This window comes from Porticoccus sp. GXU_MW_L64, from assembly GCF_052983295.1.
Map to the genome: position 1 here is coordinate 1 of NZ_JBRKJK010000020.1, position 20,280 is coordinate 20,280.

20 protein-coding genes are annotated in these 20,280 nt (G+C 54.8%); 9 read left to right on the plus strand and 11 right to left on the minus strand.

Annotated features, from left to right (window positions below; translation table 11 throughout):
• Positions 1–147: 147 nt before the first annotated feature.
• The 6 genes from ACVBEJ_RS13395 to ACVBEJ_RS13420 all read left to right on the plus strand — a co-directional run bounded on the left by ACVBEJ_RS13395 (position 148) and on the right by ACVBEJ_RS13420 (position 2,454).
• Positions 148–522, plus strand: coding sequence for a hypothetical protein (locus tag ACVBEJ_RS13395; RefSeq protein ID WP_447130148.1), 375 nt, complete (start codon positions 148–150; stop codon positions 520–522).
• Between the two features lie 130 nt (positions 523–652).
• Entirely contained in the window at positions 653–1,129 is a 477-nt protein-coding gene (locus tag ACVBEJ_RS13400; protein ID WP_447130149.1) for a hypothetical protein, read from the plus strand.
• 97 nt (positions 1,130–1,226) lie between these two features.
• Positions 1,227–1,505 carry a type II toxin-antitoxin system RelE/ParE family toxin gene (locus tag ACVBEJ_RS13405; protein WP_447130150.1) on the plus strand — a complete coding sequence of 93 codons (279 nt, stop codon included), beginning with the start codon at positions 1,227–1,229 and terminating at the stop codon, positions 1,503–1,505.
• Entirely contained in the window at positions 1,505–1,798 is a 294-nt protein-coding gene (locus ACVBEJ_RS13410) for a HigA family addiction module antitoxin (protein ID WP_447130151.1), read from the plus strand. Before ACVBEJ_RS13405 ends, ACVBEJ_RS13410 begins: the two co-directional genes overlap by 1 nt.
• A gap of 142 nt (positions 1,799–1,940) precedes the next feature.
• Positions 1,941–2,195 carry a type II toxin-antitoxin system Phd/YefM family antitoxin gene (locus ACVBEJ_RS13415; RefSeq protein ID WP_447130152.1) on the plus strand — a complete coding sequence of 85 codons (255 nt, stop codon included), beginning with the start codon at positions 1,941–1,943 and terminating at the stop codon, positions 2,193–2,195.
• The gene (locus tag ACVBEJ_RS13420) at positions 2,188–2,454 is read left to right on the plus strand and encodes a Txe/YoeB family addiction module toxin (protein WP_447130153.1); all 267 of its coding nucleotides are present in this window, start codon (positions 2,188–2,190) and stop codon (positions 2,452–2,454) included. The genes ACVBEJ_RS13415 and ACVBEJ_RS13420 overlap by 8 nt, the downstream gene beginning before the upstream one ends.
• A gap of 12 nt (positions 2,455–2,466) precedes the next feature.
• Here the strand turns inward: ACVBEJ_RS13420 and ACVBEJ_RS13425 are convergent, their stop codons facing one another.
• The 3 genes from ACVBEJ_RS13425 to ACVBEJ_RS13435 all read right to left on the minus strand — a co-directional run bounded on the left by ACVBEJ_RS13425 (position 2,467) and on the right by ACVBEJ_RS13435 (position 6,692).
• Positions 2,467–3,093, minus strand: coding sequence for an SPOR domain-containing protein (locus ACVBEJ_RS13425; protein ID WP_447130154.1), 627 nt, complete (start codon positions 3,091–3,093; stop codon positions 2,467–2,469).
• Between the two features lie 65 nt (positions 3,094–3,158).
• On the minus strand, positions 3,159–4,517 hold the full coding sequence (gene radA, locus ACVBEJ_RS13430; RefSeq protein WP_447130155.1) for a DNA repair protein RadA: 1,359 nt from the start codon (positions 4,515–4,517) through the stop codon (positions 3,159–3,161).
• Positions 4,518–4,589: 72 nt separating this feature from the next.
• Complete coding sequence (locus ACVBEJ_RS13435) at positions 4,590–6,692, minus strand: TonB-dependent receptor plug domain-containing protein (protein ID WP_447130156.1); 2,103 nt, start codon at positions 6,690–6,692, stop codon at positions 4,590–4,592.
• A gap of 150 nt (positions 6,693–6,842) precedes the next feature.
• Here ACVBEJ_RS13435 and ACVBEJ_RS13440 point away from each other — a divergent pair, with 150 nt between their 5' ends.
• Positions 6,843–7,976, plus strand: a complete 1,134-nt coding sequence (locus ACVBEJ_RS13440) for a DnaT-like ssDNA-binding domain-containing protein (RefSeq protein WP_447130157.1) — start codon at positions 6,843–6,845, stop codon at positions 7,974–7,976.
• Positions 7,882–8,538 carry a replication protein P gene (locus tag ACVBEJ_RS13445; RefSeq protein WP_447130158.1) on the plus strand — a complete coding sequence of 219 codons (657 nt, stop codon included), beginning with the start codon at positions 7,882–7,884 and terminating at the stop codon, positions 8,536–8,538. Before ACVBEJ_RS13440 ends, ACVBEJ_RS13445 begins: the two co-directional genes overlap by 95 nt.
• 167 nt (positions 8,539–8,705) lie before the next feature.
• Here the strand turns inward: ACVBEJ_RS13445 and ACVBEJ_RS13450 are convergent, their stop codons facing one another.
• The 6 genes from ACVBEJ_RS13450 to ACVBEJ_RS13475 all read right to left on the minus strand — a co-directional run bounded on the left by ACVBEJ_RS13450 (position 8,706) and on the right by ACVBEJ_RS13475 (position 16,250).
• Entirely contained in the window at positions 8,706–9,533 is an 828-nt protein-coding gene (locus ACVBEJ_RS13450; protein ID WP_447130159.1) for a mechanosensitive ion channel family protein, read from the minus strand.
• Between the two features lie 143 nt (positions 9,534–9,676).
• Complete coding sequence (parC, locus tag ACVBEJ_RS13455; RefSeq protein ID WP_447130160.1) at positions 9,677–11,929, minus strand: DNA topoisomerase IV subunit A; 2,253 nt, start codon at positions 11,927–11,929, stop codon at positions 9,677–9,679.
• Between the two features lie 95 nt (positions 11,930–12,024).
• The gene (gene parE, locus ACVBEJ_RS13460) at positions 12,025–13,908 is read right to left on the minus strand and encodes a DNA topoisomerase IV subunit B (protein ID WP_447130161.1); all 1,884 of its coding nucleotides are present in this window, start codon (positions 13,906–13,908) and stop codon (positions 12,025–12,027) included.
• A 227-nt stretch (positions 13,909–14,135) separates the two neighbouring features.
• The gene (locus tag ACVBEJ_RS13465) at positions 14,136–14,714 is read right to left on the minus strand and encodes a YqiA/YcfP family alpha/beta fold hydrolase (RefSeq protein ID WP_447130162.1); all 579 of its coding nucleotides are present in this window, start codon (positions 14,712–14,714) and stop codon (positions 14,136–14,138) included.
• A gap of 59 nt (positions 14,715–14,773) precedes the next feature.
• Entirely contained in the window at positions 14,774–15,592 is an 819-nt protein-coding gene (locus tag ACVBEJ_RS13470; RefSeq protein ID WP_447130163.1) for a metallophosphoesterase, read from the minus strand.
• 232 nt (positions 15,593–15,824) lie between these two features.
• On the minus strand, positions 15,825–16,250 hold the full coding sequence (locus tag ACVBEJ_RS13475; RefSeq protein WP_447130164.1) for a DUF1249 domain-containing protein: 426 nt from the start codon (positions 16,248–16,250) through the stop codon (positions 15,825–15,827).
• Between the two features lie 300 nt (positions 16,251–16,550).
• On the opposite strand from ACVBEJ_RS13475, the gene ACVBEJ_RS13480 reads away from it, so the two are divergent.
• Complete coding sequence (locus ACVBEJ_RS13480; protein ID WP_447130165.1) at positions 16,551–17,945, plus strand: TolC family outer membrane protein; 1,395 nt, start codon at positions 16,551–16,553, stop codon at positions 17,943–17,945.
• A 77-nt stretch (positions 17,946–18,022) separates the two neighbouring features.
• Here the strand turns inward: ACVBEJ_RS13480 and waaA are convergent, their stop codons facing one another.
• Both waaA and ACVBEJ_RS13490 read right to left on the minus strand, forming a co-directional pair.
• Positions 18,023–19,300, minus strand: coding sequence for a lipid IV(A) 3-deoxy-D-manno-octulosonic acid transferase (waaA, locus tag ACVBEJ_RS13485; RefSeq protein WP_447130166.1), 1,278 nt, complete (start codon positions 19,298–19,300; stop codon positions 18,023–18,025).
• A gap of 232 nt (positions 19,301–19,532) precedes the next feature.
• Positions 19,533–20,279 carry a glycosyltransferase gene (locus ACVBEJ_RS13490; protein ID WP_447130167.1) on the minus strand — a complete coding sequence of 249 codons (747 nt, stop codon included), beginning with the start codon at positions 20,277–20,279 and terminating at the stop codon, positions 19,533–19,535.
• Position 20,280: the final 1 nt, after the last annotated feature.

Genomic DNA, 20,280 nt, shown 5'->3' on the forward strand with positions numbered 1-20,280 from the left:
GTAAAATTAACGCAGCCGTTAACTCAGCTATTACTACTGTTGCTGAGCTTTAAATGTAACAAGTGCCTCTTGTCTACCGCTGCGCGGTTGGGACAATTCTCACTTCGTTCAAATTGCCCCAAAGGCAGGCGTTACATGCCTTAAATTATGAGTATCTACGAAGAAGAATTGGTAGGGAGGGAATTCGACTGGTTCGCCATTGATATTGAAGGAAATATTGGTTTATTTTCCACCACGGGTGAAGGGACGATTCCAAGTCCGGTAATTGAGGCTTACTCTGAGCATGACAAAATTTCGGAGCAGTTGGAATCTCCAAATTGGGGCAGCTCGGAAGTATGGTCAGATTATTCTGCGCTTGGGTTGTATGTATACGATTGGGACTTGCACGGTGGGCCGTATAAACAAACGCGAGCTCCATCTAAAGATATGAGTAGCGAGCTCAAGCAAAAACTATTAAGCCTGAAAAGCCTTTACACTTTTCCTGTTAAATTTGCGGAGTTAAAGGAAGTAGTAAGTGTATAGTTCGGCATGTAACAAAACAATCAACCGGACTCCGCCAAGCGTGGTTCGCTTTGCTCACAATACCACGCTTAGCTCCGCTCGGTTATTGTGGCGTTAACTGTCACCCATAGAGTAGGAAGAGGTAATCTTAATGAAAGCTGTTTTTTTAACATGTTTTGTTCTGTTTTTGTCTGGCTGTGCAACTCTTTATCAACCAATACCCGAGGGATATAGTGGTGACATTTCGACGGTTAGCGACTCGAATACTAATAAATCTCATTTTTTTATGCTTTACAAGATAAATGACCAATTTATTGAGCATAGCTGGTCTAAGACTAGAGCTGCTCACTATGGTCAAGGCTTTCGCTATGAACCAATTATGGTTTCCCGCGATGTAATGGCGGTTGAGCAAAAGTTTACCTTGCATGGTTTAGTCTTTTTCCCCACAGATGGGCAGGCGATATTTAGTGATGATATGGGAGTAAAGAAAGATTTCCTATTTACGCCTAAGCCTAACGAAACCTATACCGTTAGAGGTGAGTTGTCTAAGTCAGGATCTAAAGTCTGGCTGGAAGATTCTTCTGGAAATATGGTAGAGGGTAGCCTCGGAGAAACAGTTAACAAGTAGCTGCACCGGATCGCCACTGCGTGGCTTCTCGGTGAGCTAGGCGTTAAGCTCTAAAATTTGCACTTGACGCCGTAACCATAAAGGTTACAATTAATGCATGATAGTTAGCTTCTTACATAAAGGGCTTGAGAGATTTTATAGTTCCGGTAAAACCTCTGGAATTCAGGCAAAACATGTCAAGCGTTTGAGGCTAATCCTTACCAATCTTGATCAAGCTGAAAGCCCAAAAGATATGGACCTGCCTGGCCTTCGCTTGCATGAGTTGAAAGGAAATCGTAAAAGTATCTGGTCTGTTACCGTTAACGGTAATTGGCGGGTCACTTTTCGTTTTGCTGGCAAGGACGCGGAAATTGTCAACTATGAGGATTATCACTAATGAGTATGCACAATCCGGCTCACCCAGGTGAAATTCTCAAGGAGTTAGTAATTGAGCCAACGGGCGCCACAATTACTGATGTCTCTGAGCACCTAAATGTAAGCCGTAAAACTTTATCTAAGCTCCTAAATGGCAGAGGTTCTATCACTCCAGAAATGGCATTGCGCCTTGAGTTGGTTTTTAAAAAACCATCTGCAGGCCATTGGCTCAGGCTTCAAAATGCTTATGACCTTTGGGCTGCCCGTAAGCAAAAGTCTATGTTGCAAGTTCGCCCCTATAAATTTGCATCCTAAGCTTAACAAGGCCGGGCACTCGGACGCGCTAACGCGCGCTCGGTGCTGGCGGCGTTAAACCACAAAATATAGCGCCCCGCACTTGAACTGTATATGGTACAAGTTATACTTGTGCTCATTACTGTACAAGAGGCAGATTGCTATGAGAGTTGTGAATTTCTCTGAAGCCAGAAACAAGCTTAAATTAGTTTTGGATCAAGTGGTTAACGATGCCGACTACACCATAATCTCGCGCCGTGATGCTGATGACGCCGTAGTAATGTCGCTTGATCAATTCAATGGTCTAATGGAAACAGTTCACTTACTCAAAAGCCCAGCCAATGCTGCTCATCTGGCAAAGTCCATTAAGCAATATCAGAAAGGTCAGGTAGTTCTAAGAGAATTGGTTAATGATTGAGATTCTCTCATGGACTAAAGAGGCGTGGGCTGATTATGTTTTTTGGCAAGAGCAAGACAAAAAGACGCTCAAGCGCATCAATAAACTTATCTCAGATACCATGCGCTCACCCTTTGATGGAATAGGCAAACCTGAGCCTTTAAAAGAGAATTTATCTGGTTTTTGGTCACGCCGGATAGATGAGACAAATCGGTTAGTTTATGCCATTGACAGTAAGCAGCTGACTATCATCTCGTGCCGTTACCACTATGAAAAATGATTTGGTAATCCTTTATGGAGCACGATTAATCACCTGTCGCAGCGAATCCAGGGAGCGAACCCATGTGGCAATCTCTGGGTGAACACCTTCCAGGCGCCCCGCTGCTGCCAGCGCTTCTACGTGTGTGCTGATGGGGTTGGTAGTCACCACAAACCAATGACGCCCCTGACTATAGGTGTGGTGCCAGGTAAGCGGTTCGGATAACCGCTGCTGTTGGTCGATATAGCGCTTCGCCGCTGCTTCACTGCTGAGTGCCGCCAATTGCACCACGTAGCCTTTTCCGGAGACTGGCGCGGGGGTCTCTGGGGTACTGGGTGATTGCACAGTAGCAGCGGCGGGCTGTTGCGGTGTTTGCAGTGATTTGGGAACAGGCAGTGGCGGCGGCTCTGCAGGTACCACCTCTGCAGGTATCACCAGTGCCGCTTGAGGTTGTGGCTTTGCGTGTTCTTGAATCGCCACAGCAGTGGGCAGGGGCAATAGTTGGTCACGAGCCACCTGTCGGCAATCCCACTCACCGGTCACTGGGTTGGCATCGCAAATCCACTGGCTGTCTGAGTATTGCTGCGCCGTTTTGTCAACGGTTGTACTACAGGCACAGAGCACCATAAAAAAGAGCCCGGCACCATAAAAAGGCCGCATTTAGAATCCCCCTTGTCGCCCCAAAATATCAGGCCCCCAAAATCAACTGATTACCGGCCGGCTATTTATAACGCCTCCAGCGCCTCTGCCAGCGTTTTCGCCGCTATCACTACCATGCCTTTAATCCCCTGCTTGGGCGCATTGGCCACCGGCACAATGGCGCGCTTAAAGCCGTGTTTGGCCGCTTCGCGCAGGCGCTCCACACCGCTGGGTACGGGGCGCAATTCTCCGGACAGTCCCACTTCGCCAAAGGCGATCAAATCGCTGGGCAGGGTGTGGTCGCGAAAGCTGGATACTACCGCCAGCAGCAGGGGCAGGTCGGCACTGGTTTCCATGACTTTAACGCCGCCAACGATATTGACGAACACATCCTGATCCGCCGCCATAATTCCACCGTGGCGGTGCAATACCGCCAGCAACATGGCCAGGCGATTGTGATCCAGCCCCACCACCACCCGGCGCGGGTTGTTAAACGGGCTTTCGTCCACCAGCGCCTGCAACTCTACCAGCAGCGGGCGAGTGCCTTCCCACACCACAGTCACCAGGCTGCCGGAGGCAATTTCGTCGGCGCGACTGAGGAAGATAGCCGAGGGGTTGTTCACTTCTTTCAACCCCACTTCCGTCATGGCGAACACTCCCAATTCGTTGACGGCACCAAAGCGGTTTTTGATGCCTCGCAGGGTGCGGAAACGGCTGTCGGTGGAACCTTCCAACATCAGTGAGCAGTCGATCATATGTTCCAGCACTTTGGGGCCTGCCAGAGTGCCGTCTTTGGTGACGTGGCCCACCAGCAGCAGCACTGTGCCGGTTTGCTTGGCGTAGCGCACCAGATGGGCGGCGGCCTCGCGCACTTGTGACACGCTGCCGGGAGCGGAGCTGATATCTGCCAGATGCACCACCTGAATGGAATCCACCACCAGAATTTTCGGCTGGCGTTTTTCGGCGGTGTGGCAAATGGTTTCGACACTGGTTTCCGCCATGATGTTGAGTTTGTCTGTGGGCAGCCCCAGCCGTCGCGCGCGCATGGCTACCTGCTGGGGGGATTCTTCACCGGTGACATACAGGGTCTCCATGGACTCCGCCAGGTGACAGAGGGTTTGCAACAACAGGGTACTTTTGCCCGCACCCGGTTCGCCGCCAATCAGCACGCAGGAGCCGGGCACCAGGCCGCCGCCCAACACCAGATCGAATTCGCGGCCACCGCTGGAGATGCGCGGCAGTTCCTGCAGGTCGATTTCCGACAGGCGTTTGACTTCACCATCGGCAGCACCGGCATAACCGGCACTGCCAGTGGCGCGAGCCGGCGCCACATTGCGCATTTCGCTGAGGGTATTCCAGGCGCCGCAATCGCTGCACTGACCCTGCCACTTGCTGTAGTCAGAGCCGCAATCGCTGCACACGTAAACGGTTTTTTTCTTGGCCAAGGGCAGTCCAAACGATTGAGCGCAACTCGAGGAGAATCCCACCTGCACGGGGGTGACGATGCTACGCGATGATTAATCCAGGGTCATACTGAAGCGCATGAACAGCATGCTGTCAAAGCGATTCTGCACATTGAATTCATTGTATGTGGCACCGACTATATTCTGGCCGATCAGCTCGAATTTTACCGGCTGCGACCACAGGTCGATGGTTTTTGCCAGGCGCAGGTCAATGCGGTCGTAGCTGTCGGTATCGCTGCCGAACAAAAACCAGGCGGTATCGTCCAGGTAGTAATATCCCAGGCTGGCTTGCCAGTTGTCAGCCAGGCGGTGCGACAACAGGGCGCTGGCGGTATGGCGGGGGGTGCCATCGTTGCTGTGTTGCAGGCCGCGAACTGCCAGCGGTGGCAATTGCTGCTCGACACTGGTGTAACCATAGCTCAGCCACAGGCGGGTGTGCTCACTGAAGCGATAGTCAATATTGCCTTCTATACCCTGTAAATCGGTGCGGCCACCATTAATGCGAATCAGCGCGCCCGGTGGCTGGCCATTTTCCTGGGCGAACAGGGACAGCAGTTCCGGGGCCGTGGGGTCGAACACTTCCTGGATTTCATTGTCCAGGGTTTCGTCAAACAGCTTCACTTCCGCCCGCAAGCCGCCCCAGTGCCCCACATAACCCAGCTCCCAGGTGGTGATTTTCTCCGGCGTCAGGAACTGATCGCCCACTTCGATAAAGCGCTCCAGGGGGAACCCCTGCTCGGTTTTCAGGGCCAGCTCATGGTAAGCCTCGCCCACAAAAGGCTGACGCCAGCCACGGGCAAAGCTGGCCCGCAAGGTGTGATTGGGCGACAGTTGATAGTTGATTCCCAGCCGGGACGACAAGTCGCCGGTGGCCAGATCGCCCTCTTCATAAAGGCCGCCCAGGTTATAGAGCCACTGGCCGCTGCGGTATTCCCAGTTGGCGAACAGGCGGCTGTTGTCGCTCTCAAAGTGATCGCTGCTGTTCAATACCAGAGCGCCACGCACTCGGGTCTTGCGCCAGCCCGCACCCCATACCAGGCGGGAATCGGGCGTGAACGAATAGGTTTGCTGGGCTTCCAGGTCGACGCGGCTGGCACGGTAGTTGTAGGGGCCTGCCACCGCCTGTTGGTCGGCAATACCATCGGGCAGGGCCACCGGAAAGTTGGCCAGATAGTCATCCAGCTGATCGGCACCGATACCGGCTACCGCCAGCACCTCCGCCACGGTACCGGGGCGCACCTGATCACCGCGAACCGTGCGATCAAGCCCCAGCTGCAAATGCCATTGGTTATTGGCAGAAAGCACTTCGCTAAAACGCAGCAGGGCATTCTGCTCTTTTATTTCCTTGTCTCCGGTGGGATCAAACAGGGAATTGGGGTTGCCACCGCGACCAGAAGGGCCATCCGCATGAAGCACCTGAAAGCCCAGGTTGCGCTGCCCGCTGAGTTGATACTGCCCCTGCCAGCGCAGGTTGAGTACATTCACGCCGCTGTTGCCACCGTCAAAGCCATCGCTGCCCAGGTAGGTGGCCGAAGCGGTAGAGCTGAGTTGAGCGTTATTGTGGTGGTAGCGCAGGCCCACCAGTTGCGTATCGCTCTCGCCTGCAGCGACAAACAGCTCACTGCCGCCACGGGCCAACGGCTTGCGGGTAACAATATTGATGGCGGCAACAAAGGCATTGGATCCGTAGGCGGAACCTGCGGGGCCGCGCATCACCTCTATGCGTTCAATGTCGTGCACGGTAATGCCAAGGCGATCCCAATCGGTGAGGCCAAACTGGGAGGTAAAAGCGGTGCGGCCATCCACCAGCACTTGCATGCGCCGTGACAAACCGTCAGTTTGACCGTGATAGGTGGTGACTGTGTGGTGGTCGCGCCAGGAGCGCGCTACCTGAAAGCCGGGCACCAGACGAAACAGATCGCCAATTTCCAGAAAGCCGGAAGCGGCAATTAGCTCGCGGTCCAGCACTGTGATAGAGCCAGGGGAATCGGTCACCGACTGCGGAAGGCGGGTGGCGGCCATCACCATCGGCATTTCCTGCATCAAGTCTTCTTCGGTCAACTCGTCCGCAGATAACGGCGTGGCAAACAGACCCACAACAAGCAAAGACAACAGGGTTTGAGGTTGTCCATCCTGTGGACATTTTTGCCAATTCATAGCCACACCAACTTCGGAAGGGGAATACAGAGAACCAAAAACCAGTTTACCGTCATGGCCGCAAGATGCAAACGATTCGCAACAATCGATTCACAACAATCAACAGCCTATCGCCAACAGGCTGCGGCAAAATTCTGGTAAAGTGCCCCCATGTCGTTGATCCCGGAAAAACCCCTCACCCTGTCCCCTTCCCTGGCCGCCACCATCGGCTTGGAGGAGGCGTTGTTGCTGGGTATTCTGGCGGAATTTATCGACTACGGCAGCACCGAGCAGCACAATAACTTTCACTGGCTGGATGTGTCCGCCGCCCAATTGCACAAGGCGGCACCCTTCTGGAATGAGCGCGATATTCAACGCATCAGCAGCAACCTGCGCAGCCAGGGTATTTTGCTGATCGCCTCCGCACCCTTTAGCGAGTGCGGCCAATTGCGCTTTGCCATTAACGAAAGTGGCGCGGCGCAGAGACCGGCAACCTCACAACAAGCAGTAGCAGCGCCCCTGGTTCGCGGCACCAACCACATCGCCCAAAACTGGCAACCAGACGATGAATTGTTGCGCCAGCTGGCCCAGTACAGTATCCCCCAGGCATTTGCCTTGCAGCAGGTGCCGGAGTTTGTCACCTACTGGAGCGAGCGCGGCGAACCACAACACAGCTGGGGGTCCAAATTTATCAAACAAGTGCTGCGGGTCTGGCGCGATCAACAGGCGCGGGAAAATCGCACCAACCGCGAAGCATCGATGACGCCCCAGTGGAGGCCGTCCCAGGACGCCATGGATATTCTCACCACCCAGGCGGGCATCAGCGAACACTTTATTGAGGACGCCATCCCCGAGTTTGTACTGTACTGGTGCGAGCGCGGCGAACGTTCCTCCACCTGGAATTCCCGCTTTATCCTGCACATCAAAAAGCAATGGGCTCGCTTTACTGCTGTGATCAAGAACGACTCCGAGCCACGCGCCATCAGTGCTGACTGGCAGCCGGACGACACGGTGTACGATGTACTCGCCCTGGCCAACATCGACCGTCAATTCGCCGAAAACCAGGTGGCGGAGTTTGTGCTCTACTGGAAGGACACTGGCCGGGTAGAAAATTCCTGGAATACCCGCTTTCTGCAAAACGTCAAACGCCAGTGGGAGCGCCACAACACTCCGGCAGACGTGTCTACATCAAACCCTGCGAGCAACCGCAATGAAAGACAGCAACGAACTCACTCAGCAAGTCGCTCAAGAAGCCGTTCAGTCGTCGAGCAAATCACCGACCGAAGCTGGTTCACAGAAGCGTAAAGAAGCCATTGGCGACACCATCAATCAGATATTCGGCTTGTTTCAGCTGAACTATCACAACCAGTTTTTTGCTGCCTACCCATCTGCTGAGGATCAAATTCTTACCAAAAAACTGTGGCTGGAAAGCCTGAGCAGGTTCACCCCGCAACAAATTCTGCAAGGTGCCAAAGCCGCCATTGAGCAATGCGAATATCTGCCCAATCTGCACCGCATGATGCAACTGTGCCAGAACCAGGGGCCCGGCGGTGCACTGCCCGGCGCTCACGATGCCTACCTGGAAGCCTGCAACGCTCCCGCCCCCAAAGTGGCTTTTAACTGGTCACACCCGGCGATATACCACGCCGCTGTGCAAACCGGCTGGTATGTGCTGGGCAACGAGGTGGAACGCAAAGCATTCCCACTGTTTGAAAAAAACTATCAGGACGTATGCCAGCGGGTTTTGGCGGGAGAGCAGTTGGTGGTTGAAGCACCAGAGTTGTTGGAAGAACAGCCGGGCGAGCCGCTATCCAAAGAAAAAAGCCAAGAGCGGTTAGCGCAGCTAAAGGAACTGCTGGACTATTAACCCGGGTAGAGCGCAGCGCAACCCGGGCTATCGTCTGATTTTTATTAAACCGGCAATCTTATAGGTTGCATTTAATAATGCGGCACAAGGATGTGCCGGCGCAGCCAGCGCAAGCTCAATAAAATCAAGCACTTCCGCGCAAGTGCGTTAGATTTTATATTGCCGGATTAAGAGTCAGTACCGTTAGCCGCCACAGTGTGCATATACACATCTTGTTGCGGGAAGGGGATGGAGATGCCTTCGGCGTCAAAGCGTTTCTTCACTTGTTCGTGCACATCGTTGTACACACCCCAGTAATCCGCTGTGGCCACCCAGGGGCGCACGTTAAAATTGACGCTGCTGTCTGCCAATTCCGCAACCGCAACGGCGGGGGCGGGGTCAGCCAGTACACGCTGGTCCGCTTCCAGAATGGCTTTGATGATATTGCGGGCCTTGTCGATGTCGTCGCCGTAGCCAATGCCAAACACCATATCTACACGGCGGGTATCGTGGGCGGAGTAGTTGACAATATTGCCCCCCATGGCCGCAGAGTTGGGCACAATCACTTTTTTGTTGTCGGGTGTAGCCAGCTCAGTGGTAAAAATGGTGATCTCTTTTACCGCGCCGGAAGTGCCGGCCAGCTCCACAAAATCACCGATGCGGAATGGCTTGAAAATCAAGATCAGTACCCCAGAGGCAAAGTTGGACAACGAGCCTTGCAGCGCCAGGCCAACCGCCAGACCAGCAGCACCAAGAATGGCTACAAAGGAGGTGGCGGCAACGCCGACTTTCGACAACGCGGCAATCACCACAAAAGCGACTATGCCGTAGTAACACAGGCTGGAAACAAACCCGGCAACCGCTGGGTCTACGTCTTTATTGCCCATGACCTTGCGCATGCCGCCGCGAATTTTCTTCGCCACCCACATACCAACAAACAGAATAACCAATGCAGCCACCAGCTTGGGCGCCCATTCAATGGCCATATTGGTTGCAGTTTCGATCAGTTCTTCCACGGTATTCCCCTTTTATTGTTGATAACCTGTCTGAAAATATAGGCTGTTTTTAGTGTATAGGTACAAAATGACAGTCTAAATAAGAACCATGCGCCGTTAAGATCAGCGAAAAGTACCAAACCCTGTAACAGAGCTGTGACAAGTTATTCCACCACCTCGACCGAATCCACCTTCTGAAACCCCCTGGGCAACTTGTGGCCGCGACGACCGCGCTCGCCAATATAGTGTTCCAGATCGCTGCGTTTGAGACCGATATGGCGCTTGCCGGAAAACACTTTCAGTGTTTGCGAGTCATTCAGAGTAACCAGCGCCACCATAAACTCCTCGCGACTTTGCACCCGGGCGGTGGGAATGCTGAGAATTTTGTTGCCCTTGCCCCGGGCCAACTCGGGTAATTCCTTCACCGGGAAGGCAAGCATACGGCCTTCATTGCTGATGGCCACCAGCAAGTCATTGTCCGGATCATCCACCCGCTTGGGCGCCATCACCCGGCCACCCTTGGGCACCGACAGCGACACTTTGCCCGCCTTGTTTTTAGTGTACAGCTCGCCGAGGCGACCGATAAAGCCATAACCGGCATCGGTACACATCAAGATGGCCTGTTTGTCGTCACCCATCATGGCACCTTCAAAGGTGGCACCGGAGGGCGCGTTAAGGCGGCCTGTCACCGGCTCCCCCTGGCCCCGCGCCGACGGCAAGGTATGGGCGGGCAGCGCATAGCTGCGGCCGGTGGAATCCAGCAGAATCACATTCTGGTTGCTGCGCCCCTGGGCTGACAGGGCGTAGCCATCACCGGATTTGTAGTTGAGTGCCGCCGGGTCGATGTCGTGGCCCTTGGCGGCGCGAATCCAGCCCATTTTTGAAATCACCACGGTCACCGGGTCGGAGCTGAGCAGGTCGGTGTCGGAAAACGCCTTGGCTTCGCCCCGTTCCTTGAGCGGCGACTTGCGCTCATCGCCAAATTCCTCCATGGCTGCCAGCAGTTCTTTTTTCACCAGTGTTTTCAGCCGCGCGGCGGAGCCGAGTATCAGCTCCAGTTTTTCTTTTTCCTTTTGCAGTTCTTCCTGCTCGGCGCGGATTTTCATTTCTTCCAAACGCGCCAGTTGGCGCAGTTTGGTGTCGAGAATGTAATCCGCCTGCACGTCGGTGAGGCTGAAGCGCTTCATCAGCACTTTTTTGGGTTCATCCTCGGTGCGGATTATATGAATCACTTCGTCGATATTGAGGAAGGCAATCAGCAAACCATCCAGCAAGTGAAGGCGCTTGTTGACTTTTTCCAGACGGTATTCAAGGCGGCGGCGGGTGGTGTCGGTACGGAACTTCAGCCATTCCGCGAGAATGCGGTTGAGCGGTTTGACACCGGGCTTACCGTCAATGCCGATCATATTGAGGTTGATGCGGTAGTTGCGCTCCAGATCCGTGGAGGCAAACAGGTGGTTCATCAACTGCTCAATATCCACACGATTGGAGCGCGGCACTATCACCAAACGAGTGGGGTTTTCGTGGTCTGACTCGTCCCGCAAATCCGCCACCATGGGCAGCTTTTTCGCCTGCATCTGGCTGGCGATCTGTTCCAGCACCTTGGAGCCAGACGCCTGGTGAGGCAGTGCGGTGACTACCACATCGCCATCCTCCTTGTGCCACACCGCGCGCATTTTCAAGGAGCCACGGCCCGTCTCGTAGACTTTTTGAATCTCGGCTTGCGGAGTGATGATTTCTGCGCGGGTGGGAAAATCCGGCGCTGGCACGAACTGGCACAACTCCTCCACCGTGGCCTTGGGGTTTTCCAAAAGGTGCACCGTGGCTTTGACCACTTCGTTCAGGTTGTGCGGGGGAATGTCCGTGGCCATGCCCACGGCAATGCCGGTGGTGCCATTGAGCAGCACGTTGGGCACCCGCGCCGGTAACACCTCCGGCTCGTCCAGAGTACCGTCAAAATTGGGCTGCCAGTTCACCGTGCCCTGCCCCAGTTCTGACAACAGTGCCTCGGAATATTTGGTGAGTTTTGACTCGGTATAACGCATGGCGGCAAAGGATTTGGGATCGTCCGGCGACCCCCAGTTGCCCTGCCCATCCACCAGTGGATAGCGGTAGCTGAACGGCTGCGCCATCAGCACCATGGCCTCGTAAGCGGCGCTGTCACCGTGAGGATGAAATTTGCCGATCACATCACCCACAGTGCGGGCGGATTTTTTGTACTTGGCGCTGGCCTTCAGGCCCAGCTCGCTCATGGCATACACAATGCGCCGCTGCACCGGCTTGAGGCCATCGCCAATATGGGGCAGCGCCCGGTCGAGAATCACGTACATGGAATAATCCAGATACGCCTTTTCCGCGTAGGTGCTGAGGGAGGTTTTTTCGATGCCGTCGTCGTCGATTTTTACGTAGTCAGTCATAGTCTTTTGTCGCGTCACTGTCATTCTGAGCGTAGCGAAGAATCTCGTTACTTATCAAATACTGGGATCCTTCGCTATGCTCAGGATGACAGTATTCATACTTCCGCCAGATCGCCTTTACTTTCCAGCCAGCTTTTGCGGTCGGCGGCGCGTTTTTTGGCCAGCAGCATATCCATTATGGAATTGGTGTCGTCGCCGGGTTCAATGGTGAGTTGCACCAGGCGGCGGGTGTCCGGGTCCATGGTGGTTTCGCGCAGTTGCAGGGGGTTCATTTCACCCAGGCCCTTAAAGCGCTGTACGTTCACCTTGCCCCGTTTGCCCTCGGCGGCAATCCTGTCCAGTACGCCCTGTTTTTCATACTCGTCCAGGGCGTAGTACACGTCTTTGCCAATGTCGATGCGATACAGGGGCGGCATGGCCACGTATACGTGGCCCGCCTGCACCATATGGCGGAAGTGGCGCACAAACAGGGCACAAATAAGGGTGGCGATGTGCAGGCCGTCGGAGTCCGCATCCGCCAGAATGCAGATTTTGTGATAGCGCAAGCCGGACAGGTCATCGCTGGCCGGGTCGATACCCAGGGCCACGGCGATATCGTGCACTTCCTGGCTGGCGAGAATTTCCTGGGAATCCACTTCCCAGGTGTTGAGGATTTTGCCCCGCAGGGGCAGGATCGCCTGGGTTTCCCGGTTGCGGGCCTGCTTTGCGGAACCGCCGGCGGAGTCGCCCTCTACCAGAAACAACTCGCCAAATCTGGGGTCGTCGCCGGAGCAGTCCGCCAGTTTGCCCGGCAGGGCTGGCCCCTGGGTGACTTTTTTGCGAGCCACTTTTTTGCTGGCACGCATGCGTTTTTGGGCATTGCTGATACACAGGTCGGCGAGTTTTTCCGCTTCTTCCGTGTGTTGGTTCAACCACAGGCTGAAGGCGTCTTTGACCACGCCGGAAACAAACGCCGCTGCCTCGCGGGATGACAGCCGCTCTTTGGTCTGGCCGGAAAATTGCGGGTCTGCCAGTTTGGAGGACAACACATAACAGCAGCGATCCCAGATATCGTCCGGGGTCAGCTTGACACCCCGCGGCAGCAGATTGCGGAATTCACAGAACTCGCGCATGGCTTCCAGCAGGCCACTGCGCAGGCCGTTGACATGAGTGCCGCCCTGGGCGGTGGGAATCAGGTTAACGTAGCTCTCCTGGGTAAGCTCGCCCCCTTCCGGCAGCCATTGCACCGCCCAGTCCACCGCTTCGGTTTCCGCTTTGAAGGCACCCAGAAACGGCTCCGCAGGCGCCACTTCCCAACCGTGGGTAGCGCTGATCAGGTAATCGCTGAGGCCATCTTCATAACACCATTGTTCGCTGTCGCCGCTGGCTTCTTCTTTAAAGGTAACCGTGAGCCCGGCGCACAACACGGCCTTGGCGCGCAGCACATGCTTGAGGCGGCGCACGGAGTATTTGGTGGAGTCGAAATACTGCGGGTCAGCGAGAAAGCGCACGGTAGTGCCGGTGTTGCGCTTGCCGCAGCTGTCGATGACTTCCAGGTCGTTGTATTTGTCGCCGTTGGCAAAGGCGATCTGGTGCACTTTGCCATCCCGCCGAATGGTGACTTCCAGCTTCAGGGACAGGGCGTTGACCACCGACACCCCCACCCCGTGCAGGCCGCCGGAAAACTGGTAGTTCTTGTTGGAAAATTTGCCCCCCGCGTGGAGGGTGGACAGAATCACCTCCACACCGGGCTTGCCCTGCTCCGGGTGAATATCCACCGGCATACCGCGGCCATCATCAGTTACCGACAGGGAGCCGTCTTTGTGCAACACCACATCCAGCTTGCGGGCGTGACCGGCCAGGGCTTCGTCCACGGAGTTGTCGATGACTTCCTGGGCCAGGTGGTTGGGGCGGGCGGTATCGGTGTACATGCCCGGGCGCTTTTTAACCGGGTCGAGCCCGGTGAGGACTTCAATATCTTCGGCGGTGTAGTTGGTCATTCAGTAGTGCTTCGTCGGTTAATTATGTAGTTATGCGGCAACAATTTCGTTCTTTTTAGAAGGTCGCACGTCTGACGACGCACGTCGCACGCTTGCCTGGTAGAACTTCGATTAGTTTATAACCTATTACTTCTCGTTACTTTGAAAACATATCGCACATGATTCGAAGCAGCGCTTTTAACGTGCGACGTCAGACGTGCGTCGTGCGATCTCTTGCTTAGTGGCAGTTAAACGGGCACTGCTCCGTTTTCAAATAAGAATGTATAGATCTCCGGCAGAAATCGCTCGTAACCCTGAAAGCTGTGATCTCCCCCTTGCTCTACCGTCAGTTTGCAGGGGGCGTATTTTTGCTCGGCATCGCGATAATCCAACACTTCGTCATCGGTCTGCAACAGTGCCCAGAAGTTTTTTGGGCGTTGCAGCGTTTCTACCTCAAACTGGCGGTACTGCTCCACGTGGTGAGGCTCCATCACCCAAGTTTCACCGGTGTGGTAATTGGCGTTCTCGCCAAGGTATTCATGCATCCCCCGCCAGGGGCGCACCGCCGGATTAATCAACACTGCTTTCAGGCCATATTTTTCGGCAAGGTAAGTGGCAAAAAAGCCGCCCATGGAGCTGCCGGCCAAAGCCACCTCGCTGTTACTTTCAATAATTTCCTGCAACTGGGCTATGGCCCGCTGGGGATAATTGTGGAGTTGTGGACAGTGAAACTCGACATCCGGGTGATGTTCAGCCAGCCAGCGGCGAGTGGCTTCGGATTTGAAAGACAGTGGTGAGCTGTTAAAGCCGTGAAGGTAGAGAAGCATGAAAAGTCGATACCTGAAAGATACCGATTATAACGGAATACTCTTAAAAGGTGGCCGATTCAGTAGCCCACACAACGCCGGTCGAGGCTGTCTATAGCGGGCAATTCAATCACGCCGGTATCGATGCTGCCGTTGTCATTGAAGTCGATCCAGCGGAAACCGGGGCCCTGGTCGCCAAAGGCAAACTCATCACTGTTGGCAGCAAACTGGAAGCAGGTGGACGGTGTGGTGTACACCGGAATGCCGTAACGTTTGCTGGTGGTGGGCTGATGAACATGGCCACTGAATACCGCTTTGATATTGGTGCGTTCCGCCAGCTGTTCAAGAATGGCATCGCCACCGGATACTTTTTGCTTGTCCAGCCAAGCGCAATTCACATCCACCAGTGGGTGATGCATAAACACCGCCACCGGGCCGTTGTGTTTTTCCGCCGCAGCCAGTGCCGCCTGTAATTGCCGCTCGCCGATATGCCCGCCCACTTTGCCAGGCTGACGGCTGTCCAGCATCAGCAACAGCCAGTTACCCAGGGTGACTTCAAAACGAAATGGCGTGGCAAGGGTGGCAGCCATGGTTTCCAGGTCATCGTGATTACCGGGCAGCCAATAGTAGGGAACCGACTCGGCAGACAGCTTTTTATCAAACAGTTCGTAAGCGGGCAAGGCACCATCACCGGCGACATCGCCAGTTACCACAAAGGCATCCGCCATATCCCGGCAGCGCTCCAATACGGCATTGAGACTGTCGCAGGTATTGATACCCGCCAACTGGTAATCCGCCGACGGCCCCAGGTGAGGGTCGGTGAGTTGAACCACTCGCACCCGCTGTTTGCAGGTGGGTTGGCAGGCTTGCTTGTTGATGGTTTTCACCTTTGCTGTCATGCCTTGGCAGTCTCTGTTGATCGCTCCACTAGTAGCCTTTCAATTTGATTTTGTCGAGTTCACTGGCGCAGTGCCCACAGGCCTTTTCAGACACGCTGTGCTTCCGTTATTAAAGTAAGCATCCTTGTACGCTCGGTGGCCGCTATCCCTGCGGCCAACGGTCTGAAAAGGCCTGTGGGCACTGCACCTGGCAAAACTAACCTGTAGCACCACTAGGGGCATTCCATATGGCTCAACTGGAAACGCGATCAAAACAGCTTCCTGTTTCGCAGCCGTGTTGCAGGCAGTGCGCCAGCAAGTCGGCCAAAAAGCAATTCCACTGAGCTTTTTCATCCTGCTGGTACATATTCGGGTTGGGGTAATCAAAGCGCGGGCTTGGGCTTCTGTGGCCTTCGCAATCCAGCACCTCGGCAACCTTGGCATCGTGATAAAGGCGAACCTTTAAGGTCGGCATTTGCAACCAGCCGACACCTCTGCCCCGTGTCTTTTCCAGCTCTGTTTGTTTCAACCTCAGCAAGGTGGTGTAGGGGGTGCGTTCAAGCACTGTCATAGTGACCACACGATTTTGCCCATCGAGGACAAAAATGCGCGAGGATGCTGACTGGTACTCCGGAAACAGCTTGATAAACCGAAGGTAGTTGGCATCGCAATCCGCCATGTACCGCCTCAGGTCTACCTTGTATCGAAACTTGTCAATAACCGCCACTGCCACCTGCCCAGAATGTTAACCAGTTGCCATTCGCAAAATGGAGTTGTGAAATCCTTCCGAAAAACTTCGATTTTTGTGAATTTCACGAGTATTGGAAAACCACTCTACCCATGGTATCGGCAGCTGTCCAGGAAGCCTGTTGCAGTGCTTTACAAAACCTTACTCATTGGTGGTGCTCGCAAGTGTATCCGGAATAACCGTTCTGATAGACTCCCGACCAACGCAAATGGACGCAACAGGTGCCGCCCGATGAAAATATTTACCAAGCTCGCTATGGCCACGTTACTGGCTTCAGCAGCAACCGCCCAAGGGGAAACCCTGGCGGAAATCTACCAACTGGCGCTGGAAAACGACGCCACCTTCAAAGCCTCTGAAGCGCGCTTCCTGATTGACAAGGAAGCCATCGTTGCGCCGCGCAAAAATCTGCTGCCGTCCTTTGCGGAAAACGCCTCCGCGGGTTACAGCCTGGGGGCGGGGAAAAGCCGCTCGCGCCAGGAGGACACACCATTAAGCCAAACACGTACCGCCAAAGGCATCAAAACGTTTTCTGTGGATGGCCTTAACTACAGCTTTAATGTACGCAACTGGTTTGACTTTAAAGCCGCCGGCCACGATCAAGAACGGGCCGAAGCCCAGTTTGCTTTAGACCAGCAAACCCTGATTGTACGGGTGGTAAACGCCTACCTGGATGTACTGCGCGCCAGCGAAGCCCTGCGCATTGCCCGCAGCAACGAAACCGAATCACAGCAACGCCTGCAAAATGCCAAAGAGCGCTTTTCCGTGGGCTTGGTAGCTATTACGGACGTTCATCAGGCACAGGCCACGTTTGACAATGCGGTGGTTGCGGTTTTGCAGACCGAAGGGGATTTCGCCATTCGCTTTGAAGCCCTGGAGGTGCTCACCGGTAAGCGCCACTTTGAACTGGCGGGCTTGAAAAACGACTTCCCTATCGACGACCCAGAGCCTCTGGATAGAGACCTATGGGTGGACTTTTCGCTGCAAAACAACAATAGCCTGAAAATAGCCAAGTCCAACCAGGAGCGCATTAACGATAGCGCCAAAAGCAGCCAGTACAATTACACACCCACAGTTTCTGTGACGGTTGGCGGCTTCAGGTATACCGATACCCCAGGCTCAGTAATCGACTTTGGTAACGGTCCTTTTCTTACCTCTGCGAGAGAGAGCTCTTCTTACCGCAACACCAATGTCAACGTATCAGTACCCATCTTCACCTGGGGACTGAACAAATCCCAGCGCAAAGTGGCCGCCCAGCAAAAAGTACAGGCCCATCACAACTACGTGGGCGCCCGTCGACAGATTATTCAGGACACCCGCACTTCGTTCCTCAATGCCAAAACCAACGCCGCCCGGGTGCGGGCGCTGGCCTCTGCGGTGACATCCGCCGAAAGCGCCTACAAAGCAACCCTGTCCGGCTACGAAGTGGGCACCCAGAATATTCTCGACGTACTCACCGAGCAATCGCGCCTGTTCCAGGCCCAGCAAAACTACGCCAACGCCCGCTACGATTACATTCTGAGTTTTATGGAATTGAAACTGCAATCCGGGCAGCTGAGCCCGGAGGATGTGTTTACCTTGAATGGCTGGCTGGAGAACAGTGCCAAGGTTATAAAGGAAAAAGGCTGAAAAACCCTTGTGCCCGTCATCCTGAGCGCAGCGAAGGATCTCGTAGTTCAACTAACCGAAGAGATCCTTCGCTGCGCTCAGGATGACAAGGTGGCTTTTTCAATAACCGTCAACAACCGCTGCAACGCCCCGCGATTTTGCGCCGCCACTGCTTTCGCCGCCTCGCCCATGGCGGCACGGCGCTGCGGATCATTGAGCAGCGTTTCCATGTGAGCGGCAATCTGTTCACTGCTGTCACACACCGCCATAGCGTCGGCGGCCAACAACAGGCGGGACGCCTCGGTAAAGTTATGCAGGTGCGGGCCAGACAAAACAGGCACACCCCAAGCGGCGGGCTCAATCAGATTGTGGCCGCCCACCGGCACCAGCGAACCGCCCATAAACACCAGATCGCTGGCACCACAGAATGCCAATAGCTCGCCCATGGTGTCACCCAGCAACACTTGCGTACCCGCTGTGGGCGCAGCGCCTTTACTGCGCCGGGTAACCGCAAGACGGCGACTTTGGCAGAGGTTGGCCACCTCATCAAAGCGCTCCGGGTGGCGTGGCACCAACACCAGTAACAGGTCGTCGTGGTACTTCAACAGCTCCCGAAAGCTCTTGAGGATAATCTCGTCCTCGCCCCGATGGGTACTGGCCGCCAGCCACACAGGGCGCTGGCCATCACCGCGCCACTGTTGTTTCAGGTCGCGGGCCTTGTGGCGAACCTCGTCGCCAAGCAGTAAGTCAAACTTGATATTGCCGGTAACGGACAGGCTGTTTTCCGGCAAACCCAGGTCGAGAAAACGCTGGCCATCATCCTGGTGCTGGGCCGCCACCACACTGATGTTTGCCAACAGCGATTGCATCAGGGCCGGTATTTTTGCGTAGCCGTCTGCGGATTTTTGCGACAGCCGGGCATTGGCCACCACTACCGGGATGCGCTGTTTTGCGCAGCCGAGAACCAGGTTGGGCCACAGCTCGGTTTCCATAATCACCAACACATCCGGCTGCACCCGCTTGAGAAAGCGCGCCACCACATCCGGCAAATCGTAGGGGGCGTAAACGTGGTACACGGAATCACCAAAGCTGGCCACAACCCGCTCTGAGCCGGTTGGAGTCATGGTGGTTACCACCAGCTGCGCGCCCGGGTGACGTTGTTGCAGTTGCTTGATTAAAGGCACCGCCGCCAGGGTTTCACCCACCGATACCGAGTGCACCCAGATCACTTTGTCGGCTTTTAGCCGGGGAACAAAGCCAAAGCGTTCTGCCCAGCGCTTGCGATAGGCCGGAGTCTTGCGGCTGCGCAACAGCAGACGCAGCAGTACCAGAGGTACAGCGAGGTAGAAAGCGATGGTGTAGAGGGTGCGTATCATATTCAGGTTTTTCGTCGAAACTTGTCACCCTCATCCTGAGGGAGCTTTACTATTAACCCGGCACATCCCTGTGCCGCATTATTAAACGCAACCTATAAGGTTACCGGTTTAATAATCCTTGTCATTCTGAGCCGCGTAGCGGCGTGAGGATCTCAGAGTCTGTGAGTTGTGAGATCCTCACGTCGGCTTCGCCTCCTCAGGATGACAGCATAAAAAACAGCCTTTTATGCTGTCACTTCCAATACTCCTTCAACCACGGGCAGGGGCGAATGGGGCGGTACCATTTGTGGGTAACCCCTGCGATGGCTTCGTCTGGCAACGGGTGGCCGTGAAAAATCAGAATCTTGCTGCCTTCCGGCGCTCGCGGTGTTTTGAAGTAGCCCAGTGGCCAGGGCGACGCGCAATCGTATTTAAAGCTGACACACCACTGCGGCGGCCAGAAGCCCAGCTCCCCGCACTGGTTCACCTCATCACTCAGATAGGCCTGCTCGTTGCGGAAGCTGTTTTTTACCTGGTCGAAATTTTGCTGAAATTTACGCAGCGAGGCGTCATAGCGGCCAATTTTGAAGCGGTATACCGAGGAATTGCCAATCAGACGCTTTTTGAATTTCTTGTCGCGAATAATCAGAAACTCACCGGGGTGATCAAACAGCTCGTCGATATTGCCGACGATCACCACATCCAGATCCAGGAACAGCGCCTCCCCTTCCAGTCCTCCAAACCCCTCCGCCAATGTGGAGAGCTTATTCCAGCCTCGCTCCGGGGTGCCTGGCGGCAGTTCCAGTGAGGGCAATGGCTGTGCTTCTATGCCGTTGAGCAATCCATTGTCATCATCGGTAAAACAGATAAACCGAAATGGCCGGGTGATGTTGCGGTCCACCATACGGTAGAGGCGATTGGCATACTCCGCGCCGTATTTCTGGCCCCATTTCATGCAGATAATGTTGACGGGCTGTTGGTTGTCCGGGGGATTTGTCATC

Bases quoted from the DNA above. Each gene is read 5' to 3' on its own strand.
- ACVBEJ_RS13445 (WP_447130158.1), top strand. From the start codon at position 7,882: ATGAAAGACAGCAACGAACTCACTCAGCAAGTCGCTCAAGAAGCCGTT.
- ACVBEJ_RS13470 (WP_447130163.1), bottom strand. From the start codon at position 15,592: ATGACAGCAAAGGTGAAAACCATCAACAAGCAAGCCTGCCAACCCACC.
- ACVBEJ_RS13475 (WP_447130164.1), bottom strand. From the start codon at position 16,250: ATGGCGGATTGCGATGCCAACTACCTTCGGTTTATCAAGCTGTTTCCG.
- ACVBEJ_RS13465 (WP_447130162.1), bottom strand. From the start codon at position 14,714: ATGCTTCTCTACCTTCACGGCTTTAACAGCTCACCACTGTCTTTCAAA.
- waaA (WP_447130166.1), bottom strand. From the start codon at position 19,300: ATGATACGCACCCTCTACACCATCGCTTTCTACCTCGCTGTACCTCTG.
- ACVBEJ_RS13405 (WP_447130150.1), top strand. From the start codon at position 1,227: ATGATAGTTAGCTTCTTACATAAAGGGCTTGAGAGATTTTATAGTTCC.
- ACVBEJ_RS13395 (WP_447130148.1), top strand. From the start codon at position 148: ATGAGTATCTACGAAGAAGAATTGGTAGGGAGGGAATTCGACTGGTTC.
- ACVBEJ_RS13440 (WP_447130157.1), top strand. From the start codon at position 6,843: ATGTCGTTGATCCCGGAAAAACCCCTCACCCTGTCCCCTTCCCTGGCC.
- parC (WP_447130160.1), bottom strand. From the start codon at position 11,929: ATGACTGACTACGTAAAAATCGACGACGACGGCATCGAAAAAACCTCC.
- ACVBEJ_RS13435 (WP_447130156.1), bottom strand. From the start codon at position 6,692: ATGAATTGGCAAAAATGTCCACAGGATGGACAACCTCAAACCCTGTTG.
- ACVBEJ_RS13425 (WP_447130154.1), bottom strand. From the start codon at position 3,093: ATGCGGCCTTTTTATGGTGCCGGGCTCTTTTTTATGGTGCTCTGTGCC.
- ACVBEJ_RS13480 (WP_447130165.1), top strand. From the start codon at position 16,551: ATGAAAATATTTACCAAGCTCGCTATGGCCACGTTACTGGCTTCAGCA.
- ACVBEJ_RS13420 (WP_447130153.1), top strand. From the start codon at position 2,188: ATGATTGAGATTCTCTCATGGACTAAAGAGGCGTGGGCTGATTATGTT.
- ACVBEJ_RS13410 (WP_447130151.1), top strand. From the start codon at position 1,505: ATGAGTATGCACAATCCGGCTCACCCAGGTGAAATTCTCAAGGAGTTA.
- parE (WP_447130161.1), bottom strand. From the start codon at position 13,908: ATGACCAACTACACCGCCGAAGATATTGAAGTCCTCACCGGGCTCGAC.
- ACVBEJ_RS13415 (WP_447130152.1), top strand. From the start codon at position 1,941: ATGAGAGTTGTGAATTTCTCTGAAGCCAGAAACAAGCTTAAATTAGTT.
- ACVBEJ_RS13400 (WP_447130149.1), top strand. From the start codon at position 653: ATGAAAGCTGTTTTTTTAACATGTTTTGTTCTGTTTTTGTCTGGCTGT.
- ACVBEJ_RS13490 (WP_447130167.1), bottom strand. From the start codon at position 20,279: ATGACAAATCCCCCGGACAACCAACAGCCCGTCAACATTATCTGCATG.